19 protein-coding genes, 1 tRNA gene and 1 pseudogene are annotated in these 14,145 nt (G+C 67.9%); 8 read left to right on the plus strand and 13 right to left on the minus strand.

The window, feature by feature from the left end:
- Positions 1–41: 41 nt before the first annotated feature.
- The 5 genes and pseudogenes from BJ964_RS14605 to BJ964_RS14625 form a co-directional block, all read right to left on the minus strand.
- Entirely contained in the window at positions 42–266 is a 225-nt protein-coding gene (locus BJ964_RS14605) for a type II toxin-antitoxin system HicA family toxin (RefSeq protein WP_188121171.1), read from the minus strand.
- Positions 263–475 carry a type II toxin-antitoxin system HicB family antitoxin gene (locus tag BJ964_RS14610; RefSeq protein ID WP_188121172.1) on the minus strand — a complete coding sequence of 71 codons (213 nt, stop codon included), beginning with the start codon at positions 473–475 and terminating at the stop codon, positions 263–265. Before BJ964_RS14610 ends, BJ964_RS14605 begins: the two co-directional genes overlap by 4 nt.
- A gap of 219 nt (positions 476–694) precedes the next feature.
- Positions 695–1,071 (minus strand): annotated as a pseudogene (locus BJ964_RS14615) (type II toxin-antitoxin system VapC family toxin).
- On the minus strand, positions 1,068–1,319 hold the full coding sequence (locus tag BJ964_RS14620) for a type II toxin-antitoxin system Phd/YefM family antitoxin (protein WP_188121173.1): 252 nt from the start codon (positions 1,317–1,319) through the stop codon (positions 1,068–1,070). The pseudogene BJ964_RS14615 and the gene BJ964_RS14620 overlap by 4 nt, the downstream one beginning before the upstream one ends.
- A gap of 390 nt (positions 1,320–1,709) precedes the next feature.
- Positions 1,710–1,934, minus strand: a complete 225-nt coding sequence (locus BJ964_RS14625) for a hypothetical protein (protein ID WP_188121174.1) — start codon at positions 1,932–1,934, stop codon at positions 1,710–1,712.
- Here BJ964_RS14625 and BJ964_RS14630 point away from each other — a divergent pair.
- The 3 genes from BJ964_RS14630 (at position 1,933) to BJ964_RS14640 (ending at position 3,787) form a co-directional block, all read left to right on the plus strand.
- Entirely contained in the window at positions 1,933–2,481 is a 549-nt protein-coding gene (locus tag BJ964_RS14630) for a DUF4360 domain-containing protein (RefSeq protein ID WP_188121175.1), read from the plus strand. The two genes, BJ964_RS14625 and BJ964_RS14630, sit on opposite strands and share 2 nt — an antisense overlap.
- 30 nt (positions 2,482–2,511) lie before the next feature.
- Positions 2,512–3,111: a DUF4360 domain-containing protein gene (locus BJ964_RS14635; RefSeq protein WP_188121176.1), complete on the plus strand. Its 600-nt coding sequence runs from the start codon at positions 2,512–2,514 to the stop codon at positions 3,109–3,111.
- A 94-nt stretch (positions 3,112–3,205) separates the two neighbouring features.
- Positions 3,206–3,787 (plus strand): DUF4360 domain-containing protein, encoded by a 582-nt coding sequence (locus tag BJ964_RS14640; RefSeq protein WP_188121177.1) that lies wholly within the window; start codon positions 3,206–3,208, stop codon positions 3,785–3,787.
- A 46-nt stretch (positions 3,788–3,833) separates the two neighbouring features.
- Here BJ964_RS14640 and BJ964_RS14645 read toward each other — a convergent pair whose 3' ends face one another.
- Positions 3,834–4,511 (minus strand): aggregation-promoting factor C-terminal-like domain-containing protein, encoded by a 678-nt coding sequence (locus BJ964_RS14645; RefSeq protein WP_229806831.1) that lies wholly within the window; start codon positions 4,509–4,511, stop codon positions 3,834–3,836.
- Positions 4,512–4,707: 196 nt separating this feature from the next.
- Between BJ964_RS14645 and BJ964_RS14650 the strand changes: the two genes are divergently transcribed.
- Positions 4,708–6,021 (plus strand): extracellular catalytic domain type 1 short-chain-length polyhydroxyalkanoate depolymerase, encoded by a 1,314-nt coding sequence (locus BJ964_RS14650; protein ID WP_188121178.1) that lies wholly within the window; start codon positions 4,708–4,710, stop codon positions 6,019–6,021.
- A 51-nt stretch (positions 6,022–6,072) separates the two neighbouring features.
- On the opposite strand, the gene BJ964_RS14655 is transcribed toward BJ964_RS14650, so the two are convergent.
- On the minus strand, positions 6,073–6,879 hold the full coding sequence (locus tag BJ964_RS14655) for an S-methyl-5'-thioadenosine phosphorylase (RefSeq protein WP_188121179.1): 807 nt from the start codon (positions 6,877–6,879) through the stop codon (positions 6,073–6,075).
- A gap of 121 nt (positions 6,880–7,000) precedes the next feature.
- Here BJ964_RS14655 and BJ964_RS14660 point away from each other — a divergent pair, with 121 nt between their 5' ends.
- The 3 genes from BJ964_RS14660 to BJ964_RS14670 all read left to right on the plus strand — a co-directional run bounded on the left by BJ964_RS14660 (position 7,001) and on the right by BJ964_RS14670 (position 8,728).
- Entirely contained in the window at positions 7,001–7,549 is a 549-nt protein-coding gene (locus tag BJ964_RS14660) for a YqgE/AlgH family protein (RefSeq protein WP_188126952.1), read from the plus strand.
- An 87-nt stretch (positions 7,550–7,636) separates the two neighbouring features.
- A tRNA-Ala gene (locus BJ964_RS14665) sits at positions 7,637–7,709 on the plus strand.
- 230 nt (positions 7,710–7,939) lie between these two features.
- Entirely contained in the window at positions 7,940–8,728 is a 789-nt protein-coding gene (locus BJ964_RS14670) for an NBR1-Ig-like domain-containing protein (RefSeq protein WP_203832406.1), read from the plus strand.
- A gap of 30 nt (positions 8,729–8,758) precedes the next feature.
- Here BJ964_RS14670 and BJ964_RS14675 read toward each other — a convergent pair whose 3' ends face one another.
- Both BJ964_RS14675 and BJ964_RS14680 read right to left on the minus strand, forming a co-directional pair.
- Positions 8,759–9,157: a spore-associated protein A gene (locus BJ964_RS14675; protein ID WP_188121180.1), complete on the minus strand. Its 399-nt coding sequence runs from the start codon at positions 9,155–9,157 to the stop codon at positions 8,759–8,761.
- 14 nt (positions 9,158–9,171) lie between these two features.
- Positions 9,172–9,582 (minus strand): spore-associated protein A, encoded by a 411-nt coding sequence (locus BJ964_RS14680; RefSeq protein WP_203832405.1) that lies wholly within the window; start codon positions 9,580–9,582, stop codon positions 9,172–9,174.
- Between the two features lie 222 nt (positions 9,583–9,804).
- On the opposite strand from BJ964_RS14680, the gene BJ964_RS14685 reads away from it, so the two are divergent.
- On the plus strand, positions 9,805–11,208 hold the full coding sequence (locus BJ964_RS14685; protein WP_229806832.1) for a glycoside hydrolase family 6 protein: 1,404 nt from the start codon (positions 9,805–9,807) through the stop codon (positions 11,206–11,208).
- A gap of 145 nt (positions 11,209–11,353) precedes the next feature.
- Here BJ964_RS14685 and BJ964_RS14690 read toward each other — a convergent pair whose 3' ends face one another.
- From BJ964_RS14690 to pilM, 4 genes are all read right to left on the minus strand, one after another.
- Positions 11,354–11,746, minus strand: coding sequence for a response regulator transcription factor (locus BJ964_RS14690; protein WP_188121181.1), 393 nt, complete (start codon positions 11,744–11,746; stop codon positions 11,354–11,356).
- Between the two features lie 90 nt (positions 11,747–11,836).
- Positions 11,837–12,418, minus strand: coding sequence for a type 4a pilus biogenesis protein PilO (gene pilO, locus BJ964_RS14695; RefSeq protein WP_188121182.1), 582 nt, complete (start codon positions 12,416–12,418; stop codon positions 11,837–11,839).
- Positions 12,418–13,107, minus strand: a complete 690-nt coding sequence (locus BJ964_RS14700) for a PilN domain-containing protein (RefSeq protein ID WP_188121183.1) — start codon at positions 13,105–13,107, stop codon at positions 12,418–12,420. The genes pilO and BJ964_RS14700 overlap by 1 nt, the downstream gene beginning before the upstream one ends.
- The gene (pilM, locus tag BJ964_RS14705; RefSeq protein WP_188121184.1) at positions 13,107–14,129 is read right to left on the minus strand and encodes a type IV pilus assembly protein PilM; all 1,023 of its coding nucleotides are present in this window, start codon (positions 14,127–14,129) and stop codon (positions 13,107–13,109) included. Before pilM ends, BJ964_RS14700 begins: the two co-directional genes overlap by 1 nt.
- Between the last annotated feature and the right edge of the window lie 16 nt (positions 14,130–14,145).

A 14,145-nucleotide genomic window follows, 5' to 3' on the forward strand; every position in this document is an offset into this window, starting at 1 on the left:
CATCGCTTAGGTGGGGCGGCCGATGTCGTTGTTTGACGGTCCTACCGCAGGAGCTGGAGAAATTCGGCTGTGGTCAGGCCAGCCTGTCGGAGGATCGAGGCGAGCGTTCCACGTTTGACCGTAGAGTGCTGAGGGACCACTGCGACCCGGCCGTTCGGATGTTGGTACACGGCGTGACTGCCTTTGGTGCGGACGTGGACGAACCCTGCCCGGGTGAGGGCGTCTACTACCTTGCGGAGGGGGAGATCGGCCAGAGCCGGGCTCATGCGGCCGAGGCGATCTGGAACGCGGTCACGAACGGCGTCGCCTCGATCTGGGGCTGAGAGACCTGCTCCAAGTAGAGCTCCACCGCTTCGCGGAGATTCGCCAGAGCCTCATCCAATGACTCGCCTTGACTAGCTACGTCAAGCTCCAGACAGCGGGCAACGAACCAGTCGTCTTCCTGGTGAACCGCGGCGGTCAGTGTTCGGGTCATCGGTGTCTCCCGCAGGGTGCGTTCAGTCTCCTCATTCTAGGCGGTCGATGATGATGTCCGGCTGTCCAAGCATGTCTCGCAGGCGCCGCAGGTGCTCCGAAAGGTTCGAGTAGGCGGCAAGCACCTCCACTGCACTCTGGCGTCTTTCTGCTCCGGGGGTCGAGCCCCCGGAAACCCCGCATCACGGTGGGCGCGGCAGGTGGTTGCGTTTCGGCCGCGTCAGGCGGGTAGGACAGGCACGTCGTATTTCTGGATGTGCGTGTCACGAGTGACCAACGTCAGGTGTTCTACCTGGGCTTGGGGGCGATGAGCATCCGATCGAACGGGTCTCGGTGGATGAGCGGAAGCCGTCCCGCGACGATGCAGTGCTCGGCGGTGATGTTCAGGTGCCGGAAGCCGCTGTCGCGGATGCGTTCAGCGAGATCGGCCGGTTTGGCGAGCTTGCCGATCGACTGCTTGATGGCCACTTCCCGCATCGTCGCAGGGCTGACGTAGGCGTCCGGTTCGTGGTCGAGCCGTTCCTTGATCTCGGCGGGAAGAGTGGAGTCGTCCGTGAGCCACCACAGCACGACGGGAGTGTCGAGGAGAAGGCTCATGTGAGGCCGAAATCCCGTGCGATCGACTCGTTCACCTCGGTGGAATCCCAGTCGTCTGCCACGACGAGTTGACCGGCGAGGGAGCCTCTACCCGTCCGGTCGACCCTGCGGTTGAGCGGGATCATCTTGGCGACGGGTGTGCCGGCCCGGCTGATGATGATCTCTTCGCCGTGCTCGACGCGGTCGATGATCCGCGAGAGGTTCGTTTTCGCGTCGTGGATGTTGAACTGCGCGGCTGCTTCAGACATGGCGACCTCCTTGGGTAAGAGGAACCCGGCGTCGGAGCGCTGGGCGAGATCCAGTCGGTTACCCGTCGACGGCCGTCCGCAGCGGTTGAGCCCGCTCGCCGAGGTTCATGTAAGCGGTCATCAGCTCCACCGGACGGAAGGCGGCCCGGTTTGCGGAAAGCGCGAACCGGGCCGCTTCGTCTTATCCGCTTCCGGGCCGAGCCCGTTACCCCCGGAAGCCCTATAGCGACTCCGCCGTTCAGCCAGTCGTTGCTTGTTCGAACCACACCGGGTGACGGCATGGGTAGGCTCGGCGGAGCAATCCAGGTGGTGGCCAGTCTGAGTCACCGGATCATTTACAAGATCACCGGACTGCCCGCGTAGCCGGCAAGCGACCCGATATTCATCTTTTCAACGGTGATTGCGGGCGGGCGGCGACAGGTCGCCACGGCCCTTTTCTGGCGCCGAATAGAGGTTGCGGCCGTAGCCGCCTGATTGCGCGGGACCTCCGCATTCGTCGAGACCGCAAAGTGTCCGGCAATTTAGCAATTCCAGCGCATAAAGTTGATGGGAGGATCCCATGTTCAGGTTGAGAAGGATGATGGCGGCTGCGGTCGCCGGAGTATTGCTGACCATGTCGCTGATCCCGTCGGTGGCCCAGGCGCGGCCACGACTGGTGGACCCCGTCGTCACGCTGAACGTCAAGGCTGTCAACGGCAGCGGTTGCCCGGAGTTTTCGAGCGTCGCCACCGACGTGCCGGACAAGACGGCGTTCTCCGTGAGTTTCAGCAAGTTCAAGGTGACCGGCAGCAGTTACAAGAACTGCAATGTCGTGATCGTTGTCGGCATTCCTGCGGGCTGGACGTATTCGGTGTACGAGGTCTTCAACCGGGGCTACGCCGTTCTCGATAAAGGCGCGTCCGGCCGAATCATAATGAACTCGTGGTTTACCGGCTTCCCGTGGACCCTGCGCGCGGACCAGACGTTCAAGGGGACGTACGACGACTTCTGGCAGACGAACAGCGCCACCAGCGCGCTGATCTTCGCCCCCTGTGGCGCGTCGGCCAACTTGATTCTCAATACCACGCTGCGGGTCGCCGGGCCCGCGACGAGTTCGATGGAGTTGTTCGCTCAGGACGCCCGTGTATCGACCACCTTCCTTTTGAAATGGAAGCAGTGCTAATTCCGCAACCCTACTGTAAAAGGAGTTCTCATGTTCCGTACGAATAAGAAGGCCGCGGCAATTCTCGCGGGGTCGCTGTTGGCGACGCTTCTCCCCGCGGCGGCTCAGGCAGCGCCGGCGCCGCCGGCGCCGATGATCACCCTCAAGGTCCTGGGCGCCTTCGGCAGCGGCTGCCCCGCGGGCACCACCTGGGCTCAGCCCACCGCGGACAACACCGCGTTCAGCCTGTCCTACAGCGATTTCCGGGTGTACGGCAACGACTACAAGAGCTGCAAGGTGTCGATCCGGGTGTCCGTGCCTCAAGGCTGGACCTATGCGATCACCTCGGTGATCAACCGGGTGACGCCGGACCTGGACTGGAAGTCGTCGGCCAAATTGCAGATGAACGCCTGGTTCACCGGAAGCCCGTGGAACGCGTCGGCCAGCAATTCGCTCAACGGTCCGAGTACCAACCTCTGGACCACGGCGAGCAACATCGGCACCCTCATCTACGCGCCGTGCAATGACTCGCTCGACCTGAACGTCAACAACACGCTGCGGGTGAAGGGGAGCTCCTCGAATTCCGCCGAACTCATCGACACCGACACGAAGGCGTCGACGATCTTCAACGTGTCCTGGAAGAAGTGCTGACGTGCGAACACCGGCCGGTCGGCGACGGGGCTCCCTGTGGCCGGCCGGTTCTCCCCGCCAAGGTCTCCCGTTGTGAGGGGTTCCCGTGTCTGGATTGAAGATAATCGTGATGGCGCTGGTCGGCACTTCCCTGTTCGTGCCGTCCGCCTCGGCAAGTCCCCTGCCACCGGGGACACAACCGCAGCTCACCGTGAAGCTGCTCAACGCGAACGGCAGCGGATGCCGCCACGGTGCCGGCACCAAACTGCCCGTCGACGCGCACGTTCTGCCGTCCGGGGCGGTCATGGTTCGGTATCGAGGTTTTTCGGTCTCGGGCAACGACTACAAGAGCTGCGTCCTCTTCGCGAGCGTGGCTACCCCGGCCGGATGGACCTATCAGATCCCCGCGGTGGACAACCAGGCCGTCGTCAGCCTCGACGCGACCGAAACCGCGAGCCTCTCCACGGCCATGTGGTTCACCGGCCTCAAGTGGACCGTACGCGACACCGAGAAGGTGGTGGGCCCGAAGACCGGTGCCTGGAACACCAGCGCCGTACCCCGTCCGGCGGCATGGGCCCCGTGCGGCACATCGGTGAACGTGTCCGTCGCTGAGACGATGCGCGTCGCCGGAAGCTCGACGAGCACCGCCGGCCTCGTGGCGACGACCTTCGACCCCCCGAAGTGGCGGCGATGCTGAGCCGAGAACCAGATGCGCGCCGGCATCGCGGCGCGCATCGATTCATCTAGTAGGAGCCGGCGTCCTGGAAGTGGTTCCAGGCGCCGCACGGGGAGTCGTAGCGGCCCTTGACGTAGCCGAGGCCCCACTTGATCTGGGTCGCCGGGTTGATCTTCCAGTCGTCGGCGATCGAGGCCATCTTGCTGCCCGGGTAGGCCTGCGGGATGCCGTAGGCGCCCGACGACCGGTTGGTGGCCCGGTAGTTCCAGCCGCTCTCGTGGTCCCACAGCTTGTTCAGGCAGGAGAACTCGCTGAACTCGAAGCCCGCGTCGATCATCAGGGCGCAGCCGACCTCGCGGCTGCCGCTCAGGCTCCGGCACGCCGCCGGGATCGTGCCGGTGTAGGGCACCGGGCCCACCTCGGCGGCCCGTTTGGCGGCGGCCGCCTTCTCGGCCTCCGCCTTCTTCCGGGCGGTCTCCAGCGCCCGGGCGTCGGCGACGGCGGTCTTCACCTCGGCGCTCGCCTTCTGTGCGGCGAGCCGTTTCGCCTCGTCGCGGACGGCCCGCGCCGCGGCGTGCTCCCGCTCGCGCTCGGCCAGCAGGCGCTGGGTCTCGGCCGCGCCGGCGGCGTTCGGCCCGGAGTCCGGGCGCTGCGCCAGATGGACGCCACCGGCCAGGGCGGCCAGCAGCAGTGTCGCCGCGGCGGCGCGCGCGCCGACGGTTCGGATGATGTGCGGTCGAGTCACCGGGGGTCCCCTTCGACGGCCGTGGGTCGTCGTTGTGCAGTGAAATCCGACGGATCATACGCCCCCGTTCCACGCCCGCGCGGCTCCTGGGACGGCCTGGCGCCACCACGGCCGAAGATAAATACTGGTCGATGCTTAGGGTGCTCCCCACACCGAAGCCGTCCCCGTCCCCACCCCGAGTGCGAGGAATCCCCCGATGCGAAAGAGACTCAAGCTCCTGCTCGCCGCACTGGTCACCGCGACCATGGCGGCACTGGGCGCGGTCGCCCTTCCCGGGCCCGCCTCCGCGGCCGCGCTGACCGAGGTCACCGGCTTCGGCACCAACCCGAGCAACCTGCGGATGTACCTCTACGTGCCCGACAACCTGGCGCCCCGGCCGGGTCTGCTCGTGGCCGTCCACTACTGCACCGGCACCGGGCCGGCCTTCTACAGCGGATCCCAGTTCGCCGCGCTCGCCGACCGGTACGGCTACATCGTCATCTACCCGTCGGTGACCCGTAGCAGCCAGTGCTTCGACGTCGCCTCCCCGCAGGCGCTCACCCGCGACGGCGGAAGCGATCCGGTCGGCATCAAGTCGATGATCGATTACGTACGGGCGCGGTACCCGGTCGACGCGGACCGGATCGTGGCCACCGGCGTCTCCAGCGGGGCGATGATGACGAACGTCCTGCTGGGCCTCTACCCCGACGTGTTCAGCGCGGGCTCGGCGTTCGCCGGAGTTCCGTTCGGGTGCTTCGCCACCACCAACGGCTCCGAGTGGAACAGCGACTGCGCCAACGGCCTCGTCCTCAAGACCCCGCAGCAGTGGGGTGACCTGGTCCGCAACGCCTACCCGGGCTACTCCGGGCGCCGCCCCCGCATGCAGACGTGGCACGGCACCAACGACGAGATCCTGCGCTACCCCAACTTCGGCGAGCAGATCGACCAGTGGACGAACGTGCACGGCCTCACCCAGACGCCGTCGTTCACCGACACCCCGCAGAGCGGATACACCCGGACCCGGTACGGCGGCACCGGTGACACCGCGCCGGTGGAGGCGATCAGCATGAACGGGGTCAGTCACAACCTGCCCGTCGACGCGGCCGCCGCCGTCCACTTCCTCGGGCTCGACACCACCACGCCGTCGTCACCCAGCCCGTCGTCACCGAGCCCCTCGGCGCCGAGTCCCTCCGCGTCCAGCCCGTCGCCGACCGGTGGCTGCCGGGTCGGCTACACGGTCAACGCCTGGAACACCGGGTTCACCGCGTCGGTCACCGTCACCAACACCGGCACCGCGGCGGTCAACGGCTGGACCCTGCGGTTCACCCTGCCGACCGGGCAGGCCGTGACGAACGCCTGGAACGCCACCGTCAGCCCCACCAGCGGGGCTGTCTCCGCCACCAACGTCTCCTACAACGGCACGCTCACCGCCGGCGGATCCCAGACCTTCGGCTTCCAGGGCACCCACACCGGCAACACCGCCGAACCCGGCGCCTTCACCCTCAACAACGCCACCTGCGCGGTCGTCTGACCCGTCGCCGCGGCGCCGGGACGAGGCCCGGCGCCGCGTACGGCGTACGGATCAGGGAAGTTGAATCGGCAGCTTGATGCCCGCCAGGGCGTCCTTGCACGCACAGGTCCGCTCGGCAGGCAGCTTGACCACCGCGTCGAGCAGGACGTCCCGCAGCCGGGCCGTGTTGTCGGCGAAGACCTGGAAAACCTCCTCCTGGGTCACGCCGTGCTCGCCCTCGACGCCCGCGTCCAGGTCGGTGACCAGGGCGATCGCCGTGTAGCAGAGGGCCAGCTCGCGCGCCAGGACGGCCTCCGGATGGCCGGTCATGTTGACGATCGTGCCGCCGATCGAGGTGAACCAGCGGGACTCGGCCCGGCTGGAGAAACGCGGGCCCTCGACCACGACCATGGTGCCGCCGTCCACCGCCTTCACCCGCTCGGCGGAATCCAGCACCGTCGACCGGCCCACCGGACAGTACGGGTCCGCGAACGACACGTGCACCGCACCGGAGTCGTAGAACGTCTGTTCACGGCCGCTGGTCCGGTCGATCAGCTGGTCCGGCACCACGAACGTGCCCGGGCCCAGCTCCGGCCGCAGGCCACCGACCGCGCACGGGGCGATGATCTGCCGGACACCCAGCGAGCGCAGCGCCCACAGATTCGCCCGATAGGGGATCTTGTGCGGGGGAAAACGGTGGTCACGACCGTGGCGGGGAAGAAAAGCCACCCGGCGGCCACCCACCTCGGCCACGGTGATCCGGTCCGACGGAGGACCGTACGGGGTGTCGACCTCGTGCTCGGTGGCGTGATCGAGAAGCGCGTAAAGCCCCGATCCGCCGATGACGCCGATCTCTGCTGCCGTAGGTGGCGGGTTCATGTCCAGACCTTATCGGTGGCCGGAAAGCCAAGCTAATGTGCTGACATGGCTACGTCGACTGGACGGCGGTAATCAGGTGTTCGGTGAGCAGCAGCGGATCGGAGGCCGGTCGGTGGAGTCGATGACCGGTCGGCTGCTCGTCGCCACGCCCACCCTCAAGGACCCCAACTTCGACCGTACGGTCGTGCTGCTGGTGGCCCACGAGACGGGCGGCGCGCTCGGGGTCGTGCTCAACCGCGCGACCGAGGTTCCGGTGGCCGAGGTCCTCGGCACCTGGGGTGAGCTGGCCGGTGACCCGGCGGTCCTCTTCGAGGGCGGCCCGGTGCAGCCCGAGTCGGCCATCTGCCTCGCCCGCACCCGGCCGGAGGTGAAGAAGCGGCTGTCCGGCTTCCATCCGGTCAGCGGGGCGCTCGGCACGCTCGACCTCTCCGCCGACCCGGAGCGGATGCGGGAGAACGTCACCGGCATCCGGGTCTTCGCCGGTTACTCGGGATGGTCCGCGGGCCAGCTGGAGGAGGAGATCGCCGCCGGTTCCTGGTTCGTCTTCGACGCGCTGCCCGGCGACCCGTTCGTCGAGCGCCCGGATGATCTCTGGGCCATGGTCCTGCGACGGCAGGGCGACATCCTCGCCGCGGTCGCCCACTTCCCGCCGGACGTCTCCCTCAACTGAGGGGGGTGCCGAAAGGGTCGTCGGGGAGGTGTGTAGTATTTCCAGCGTGCCCGGGGGAAACACCGGGGACACGGCAAGATCATGCAAGGGGCTGTGGCGCAGCTGGTAGCGCACCACACTGGCAGTGTGGGGGTCAGGGGTTCGAGTCCCCTCAGCTCCACCCTTGTAAAGGTCATCGATCTGGGTTCTCTCGGGTTGATGACCTTTTTTGCGTTGTGGGACTTTCGTCCCACCGAGAGCTTCCCGCCGTCATCGACAGATGACGGCCGATATCGTGGGCCCCTCTGTTGAATGTGGACGGCGGGGTAGGCGGCTGTGGAAGAGAAGGCCCTGAACGCGGTGCGGCGGCGGGGGCGCAGGACTGTTCGGCCTGATCCGGCTTCGGGGCCGGTGGGGGAGTTCGCGGACCGGCTCTGGCAGCTGAAGCGCGCGGCGGGCGACCCCTCGTACGAGGAGATGGCCGGGAAGCTGGGCGCCGCCGCCTCGAAGTCGTCGCTGGCCGCGGCGGCGCATGGCCGGGTGCTGCCGAGCTGGGAGATCGCCTGGGAATTCGTGCGCGTCCTCGCCGTGGACCGTCTGGGGCGGGACGCCCTGGAGACGGAGAAGGAGTGGCGCGAGTACTGGACGCGTGCCCGATCCGGGCGGGCGGCGGAACAGACCGAGACCGGGCCGGTCCCTTCGGAGCGTGCCGGCGGGCCCGCAACGGTGGGACGCGGTCGGCGGACCGTGGCGGTGGCCGCGGCCGCGGCGGTGGTCGCGGGCGGACTTGTCGCCGTGGTGACGTCCGGCCTGGGCGGTCAGGGCGACGAGCGTGCCGAAGCCGGGCCGGTGGCGGAGCACGACGACTCGGTGTTCGAGGGTGACATCACGTACCCGGACGGAACGGTCGTTCCGCCGAGGTCCTCGTTCACCAAGACCTGGCGGCTCCGGAACACCGGCACCGTCGTCTGGGCGAACCGCTTCCTGGCGCGGGTGAACGAGCAACTCTGCACAGCCCCGGACCTGGTTCCGATCCCGCAGACGAAGCCGGGCGAGACGGTCGACATCTCGGTTCCGGTGGAGACGCCGGACGGGCCGGCGAGCTGCAAGATCTATTTCAAGATGGCGGACGAGCAGGGGCGTACGTTCTTCCCCGCGAAGCGGCCGATCTTCCTCGACGTACGGGTCGGCGAGCGGTGAGGCCCCGCCGGGCCTCACCGCCGTTCGCGGTCAGCCGCAGTTGGTGCCGCGCTTGCCGCCCTCGGTGCCGCTGATCCGGCCCATCCAGTCCACGCACTTGTCGGCCGCCGACAGGTACAGCGGACCGGCGTACGAGGTGTAGTAGCCGCCGTCGAACTTCGTCCAGTGCGTGCCGACCGGGTGGACGGCCAGCCCGGCCTCGACGAGGACGGCCGAGCCGGCGCTGTTGCGCTTGGCGACCACACAGTTGTAGCCGTTCGACGCGTTGTAGGTGAGGAACACCGTCCCGGTCGAGCCGATGGCGGCCGAGTTGACGACGCCGTAGCCGGAGCCGCATTCGCCGCCGTAGCTGGCCGCCTGGGCGGGGGTGGCGGTGGCCAGGGTGGCGGCCGCCGTCATCGCGAAGGTGGTCGCAACGATCTTCTTCATGCTCCGGGCTCCCCTCAGCCGCAGTTGGTGCCGTACCGGGTCTTGGTCGCGGTGCCGATCGTGCCGCCCCAGTCGACACACGAGCCGGACGCGGAGAGGTAGACCGGTCCGGCGTACGTCGTGAAGTTGCCGCTGTCCTTGACGTACGTCGTGTTGCCGGTGCGGCGGATGAACGCCTCCATGAGCGTGGCGGTGCCCGGGTTCTCCCGGATCGTCACGACACAGTTCTTCCCGGTCGACGCGTTGTACGTGAGGTACACGGTGCCGCGCAGGTCGGGCAGGTCGATCAGGTTCACCAGGTTGTACCCGGAGCCGCACTGGCCGCCGTAGAGCGCCGCCTGTGCGGGCGACGCGGCCACTGTCGCGCCGGCCGCGGTGGCGGCGACGGTCAGTCCGAGTGCGGCGATCTTGCGTGAGATTCGCACGAGCGAAATCCCCTTTCTGATACCGGACGTTGCGGCCCAGACACTGGCATGCCGGACGGCAGGGATGCCGGAGATCGCCGTCCATGGATCGTCCACTGGAGAATTCGGAAAAGACATCCGCAGGTCACGGGCTTTGGGCTTCGGTGTCTCTTGTGATGGCCTGGCGTCGGCCGTATCTTGGGAGCGCTCCCACTCGGCATCCATCATCCCCAGGAGTGGCCCGTGTTCCCCACCCGTCCCCGTTCCCGTTCTCGTTCCAAGATCCTGGCTACCACCGTGGTCTGTGCCACGGTGGGTGCCGGCCTCTGGGCGGCCACCGGCGCCGCCTCGGCCGGGACCATCAGTGGCACCCTCTACCGCGACCCGGACAGCGCTGTGGCGCGCTGGGTGCAGGCCAATCCGAACGACTCGCGCACCACGGTGATCCGTAACCGGGTCGCCAGCCAGCCCGCCTCGCGCTGGTTCGCCTCGTTCAACGTCTCCACCATCCGCAGCGAGGTGTCGGCGTATGTCGGCGCCGCCAACGCGGCCGGGCAGATTCCGGTTCTCACGCTCTACGGCATCACCAATCGTGACTGCGGCGGCGCCAGTTCGGGTGGTGCGCCCGACCTGACGCAGTACCAGACCTGGATCAACGGGGCGGCGCAGGGACTCGGCGGCCAGACGGCCGTCGTGGTGCTCGAGCCCGACTCGATCGCGCTGCTCACCTGCCTCAGCAGCAGCGAGATCGCGGCCCGTAACCAGGCGCTGCGTACCGCCACCCAGACGCTGAAGGCGGCCAACCCGAACGCCAAGGTCTACCTCGACGCCGGCCACTCCACCTGGAACAGCGCCGCCGACCAGGCGTCCCGGCTGGCGGCCGCCGGTGTCGCCGCCGCCGACGGCTTCTACACCAACGTGTCCAACTTCAACGGGACCTCCGCCGAGTCGGCGTACGGGCGGTCGATCATCAGCGCGCTCAACGGTCAGGGCATCACCGGCAAGCGGCAGGTGATCGACACCAGCCGTAACGGCGGGGCCAGCGGTGACTGGTGCGGCGACGACAACACCGACCGGCGGATCGGGCAGTACCCGACCACGAACACCAGCGATGCGAACATCGACGGGTACCTGTGGGTCAAGCCGCCGGGTGAGGCGGACGGGTGCCGTTACGCGGCCGGGTCGTTCCAGCCGGACCTCGCGTACAGCCTGGCGAGCTCGGCGCCGGACCCGTCGACCTCGCCGAGCGTGACGCCGTCCACCGCGTCACCGTCACCGTCGACCTCGGTGTCGCCGTCCACCTCGCCCTCGACGTCGCCGTCCGCGTCACCGTCCGGCTCGCCGTCGACGGGCGGGTCGTGCACGGCCACCTTCCGGACGACGAGTTCCTGGCAGGGTGGCTTCCAGGGTGAGGTCACCGTCGCCGCCGGCAGTGGCACGCCGAACGGCTGGGCCGTCACCTGGACCCTGGCCTCCGGTCAGTCGATCAGCCAGGTCTGGGGTGGGGTGCTCAGTGTGTCGGGCTCGACCGTCACGGTCCGCAACGCGGCCTGGAACGGGACCCTGCCGGCCGGCGGGAGTGCCCAGTTCGGGCTCATCGGATCGGGAAGCGCCGGAACACCGGTGCTGACCTGCGCCAAGGTTTGATCCGGGGATAACCCGACGAACCGGGATGGCCCGTGCCGCTACGGGGGGAGCGGCACGGGCCGGGCGTAACGATATCCGTCATTTCGGGAGAATGCGAGAGGTTGGCTACCATGCATAGGAATTCCACAGGAATTCCCCGATCTTCTCAGGCGGTCGCGCCGGAGTAACGGCGGCTGATCAGGGACTGCAACTCGGCCACCAGACGGCGCGGCGACAGCGGCTTCGACAGGTAGCCGTCGGCGCCGGCGCTGAGGCCCGCGTCCACGTCGTAGGTGTGGCTGTTGCCGGACACCATGAGGATCGCCATGTCGCTGATCTCCGGGTTGTTGCGGGCCAGCCGGCACAGCTCCATCCCGTTCATGTTCGGCATGCGTACGTCGGTGATCAGGCCGACCGGCTTGGCGCGCGCCATGATGCGGGCCGCGGTGTCGCCGTCCTTCGCGGCGAGAGCCTGGTAGCCGGCCTCCTCCAGCGTCACGGTCAGCATGTCGCGGACATCGCTGTCGTCGTCGGCGATCAGGATCAGGTTCTGGTTCATCAGCAGCTCCTCCTCGGTGACGTCTGGTTGTTCGGCGAGGAAGGCCGGTCGTGAATAGCTAACCGGTTGCGGGCCGGTTGCGGTGGTCACTCATGAGTCGACCGAGACCGTCTCGGTGGTGGTGACGAAGGCGCTCAGGGTCAGGTTGACCTCCCAGCCGTCCTTGTCGTTGCCGCTGAGCTTGGCGTTCTGGATCAGCACGGCGCGTGGCTGCACGCCCTGGAGGTGCTTGACGAACTTGAGGATCTCGTCGACCTTGTCGCCCTCGATGTTGAGGGTGATCGGCAGCCGCTTCACCGCCGGCGTGGTCTCGGACTCCTCCGGCGCCGAGGCGCTGTAGCCGCTGGCGTCGACTCCGTACTTGGTGCCGAGGGTCTGGAGCTGCTTCAGGAACTCGGGGATCTTGTTGGTGTTCTCCCCGTACGGCAGCGCCTGCTGCGCCTCGACCAGGGTGGCCTTGTAGGTGTCGATCTTCTTGAGCTGGGACGTGAGGTCGGCCAGCTTCTTCCGTTCCTTGATGAGCTGGATCTGGGTGCCGGCGGTGTCGGCCTGCACGCTGTCCCGGGTGGTGTACTGCGGCTTGATCAACAGGAACCAGCCACCCACCGACAGCAGGATGGTCAGGGCCAGGCCGCCGAAGAGCCAGATCTGGTCGATGCGGCGTGCGGTCATCACTTGCCTCCACTCGGGCAGTCGGAGGTGAAGCGGCCGCACCGGGCCTTCCCGGTGATGGCTACCTCGACGGTGAAGGCGAACTCACCGCCGTCCTCCTTCGCCACGCTGGTGACGAACGGGTTCGCCAAATGCTTGAGGTTGCCGAGCCGGTTCACGTAGTCCGCGACCAGGCGCTTGTCCTTAGCGGTGCCGGTGATGGTCAGGGTGCCGACCGCTTCGTCGGCCGCCTCGGTGGTCGTCGTCTCGGCCAGGCTGCCGGTGATCTCATCGATCGTCACGCCGTCCTGGGCCTTGTTCCGTATCAGGGTCATCATGTTGGTCCAGGAAAGGTCGTTCGCCAGCGCCGCTTTCAGCTCAGCGTTCAACGTCGCGCCGCCCTTCTGGTACTTGACCAGGTTCTCGAGCGCGGCGGACTTCTGGCCGCCCCGGGCGAAGGTGAGAGACTGGAAGGTCTCGTTGTACTCGTCGTCCGCGGCCTGCTTCGCCTGCCCGGCCTGCAAGTACCAGAAGCCCAGGCCGGCCAGCGTGACCAGCACCATCACGATGACCAGCGAGCGGGTGCGCCGGGCCCGGCGGCCGTCCAGGATCTCCGGGGGCAGCAGGTCGGCGCGGATGGTCAGGACCCGGGCCGCCTGCTGCGGCGAGACCGTGGGGTCCACGGGCATCAGTGCGGTGGGAGTCGTCATCAGGCCGCTCCGAGGGTGAGGCCGATCGACACCGCCGCCGACGGCACGAAACTGTCGAAACCACGCTCGCGGGCCTTGCGGGTGTCGCGCAGCCGGGCCGCGCTGTCCGCGTACCTGACCGCGACGCCGAGCTGCTCCTGGAGGTGCTCGGCGAGGCCGGGCATGAGCGCGCTGCCACCGCACAGCGAGATCCGGGTCACCTGCTTCTGCCGCTCACCGGAGGCCAGGTAGGTGAACGAGCTGCGCAGCTCGCTGGAGAGCGGGCGGACCGCGTCGACCAGGGCGGCCACCGCGTCCGGGTTGCCGTTGCCGTGCAGGCCGTACCGGCACTTGAACGCCTCGGCCTCGGCCGTCTCCAGGCCCAGGCGGCCGGCGATGCTCTCGGTGATCTCGGTGCCACCCCGGGGCAGGGTACGCACGAACAGCGGCTCACCGTCGGCGTGCACCACCACGCTGGTGATGTTCGCGCCGATGTCGACGATCGCCTCCACCTGGGCGTCCAGCCGGGAGGCGGCGCGCAGCATGGCGAACGAGGCGAGGTCGACGCCCTTGACCTTGAGGCCGGCCTTCTGGACCGCCTGGACCAGGGTGACCACGGCCTCCTTGGGCACGGCGATCAGCAGTCCGCGTACGGTCGGGTTGTCCCCGGGCTGCTCCAGCGGATAGAAGTCGAGCAGTGAGCGCTCGACCGCCAGCGGCAGCTGCTCCTTGACCTGGAAGGGCAGGGCCTGGCGCATCTGACTGGCCGGCAGGTTGGCGATCGACGTCTCGCGGACCACCAACTGCGGGTTGGTGACCGCCAGGGTGACTCGCTTGGTGCCGAACTTGTTGGCGGCCCAGAGCTGCTTGAGCGCCGCGGTGACCGCGCCCGGGTTCTGGACCACGCCGGCCGTGACGGTGCCCGGCTCCAGCGGGAACTGGCCGAAGTTGATCAGAGAGTAGTCGTCCTTGCTGCGCCGGACCTCGACGGCCCGGATGGAGGACGAGCCGATGTCGAGCCCGATCGGCGGTGCGCCAGCCATCGGTCTTCCTTCCTTC

The sequence above is a fragment of the Actinoplanes lobatus genome (genome assembly GCF_014205215.1).
Taxonomy (GTDB): domain Bacteria; phylum Actinomycetota; class Actinomycetes; order Mycobacteriales; family Micromonosporaceae; genus Actinoplanes; species Actinoplanes lobatus.

Excerpts from the sequence above, each read along its gene's own strand:
- BJ964_RS14655 (WP_188121179.1), bottom strand. The coding sequence starts at position 6,879 with ATGAACCCGCCACCTACGGCAGCAGAGATCGGCGTCATCGGCGGATCG.
- BJ964_RS14605 (WP_188121171.1), bottom strand. The coding sequence starts at position 266 with ATGAGCCCGGCTCTGGCCGATCTCCCCCTCCGCAAGGTAGTAGACGCC.
- BJ964_RS14610 (WP_188121172.1), bottom strand. The coding sequence starts at position 475 with ATGACCCGAACACTGACCGCCGCGGTTCACCAGGAAGACGACTGGTTC.
- BJ964_RS14635 (WP_188121176.1), top strand. The coding sequence starts at position 2,512 with ATGTTCCGTACGAATAAGAAGGCCGCGGCAATTCTCGCGGGGTCGCTG.
- BJ964_RS14690 (WP_188121181.1), bottom strand. The coding sequence starts at position 11,746 with ATGAACCAGAACCTGATCCTGATCGCCGACGACGACAGCGATGTCCGC.
- BJ964_RS14625 (WP_188121174.1), bottom strand. The coding sequence starts at position 1,934 with ATGGTCAGCAATACTCCGGCGACCGCAGCCGCCATCATCCTTCTCAAC.
- BJ964_RS14700 (WP_188121183.1), bottom strand. The coding sequence starts at position 13,107 with ATGACGACTCCCACCGCACTGATGCCCGTGGACCCCACGGTCTCGCCG.
- BJ964_RS14630 (WP_188121175.1), top strand. The coding sequence starts at position 1,933 with ATGTCGCTGATCCCGTCGGTGGCCCAGGCGCGGCCACGACTGGTGGAC.
- pilM (WP_188121184.1), bottom strand. The coding sequence starts at position 14,129 with ATGGCTGGCGCACCGCCGATCGGGCTCGACATCGGCTCGTCCTCCATC.
- BJ964_RS14650 (WP_188121178.1), top strand. The coding sequence starts at position 4,708 with ATGCGAAAGAGACTCAAGCTCCTGCTCGCCGCACTGGTCACCGCGACC.
- BJ964_RS14675 (WP_188121180.1), bottom strand. The coding sequence starts at position 9,157 with ATGAAGAAGATCGTTGCGACCACCTTCGCGATGACGGCGGCCGCCACC.
- pilO (WP_188121182.1), bottom strand. The coding sequence starts at position 12,418 with ATGACCGCACGCCGCATCGACCAGATCTGGCTCTTCGGCGGCCTGGCC.
- BJ964_RS14620 (WP_188121173.1), bottom strand. The coding sequence starts at position 1,319 with ATGTCTGAAGCAGCCGCGCAGTTCAACATCCACGACGCGAAAACGAAC.
- BJ964_RS14660 (WP_188126952.1), top strand. The coding sequence starts at position 7,001 with ATGACCGGTCGGCTGCTCGTCGCCACGCCCACCCTCAAGGACCCCAAC.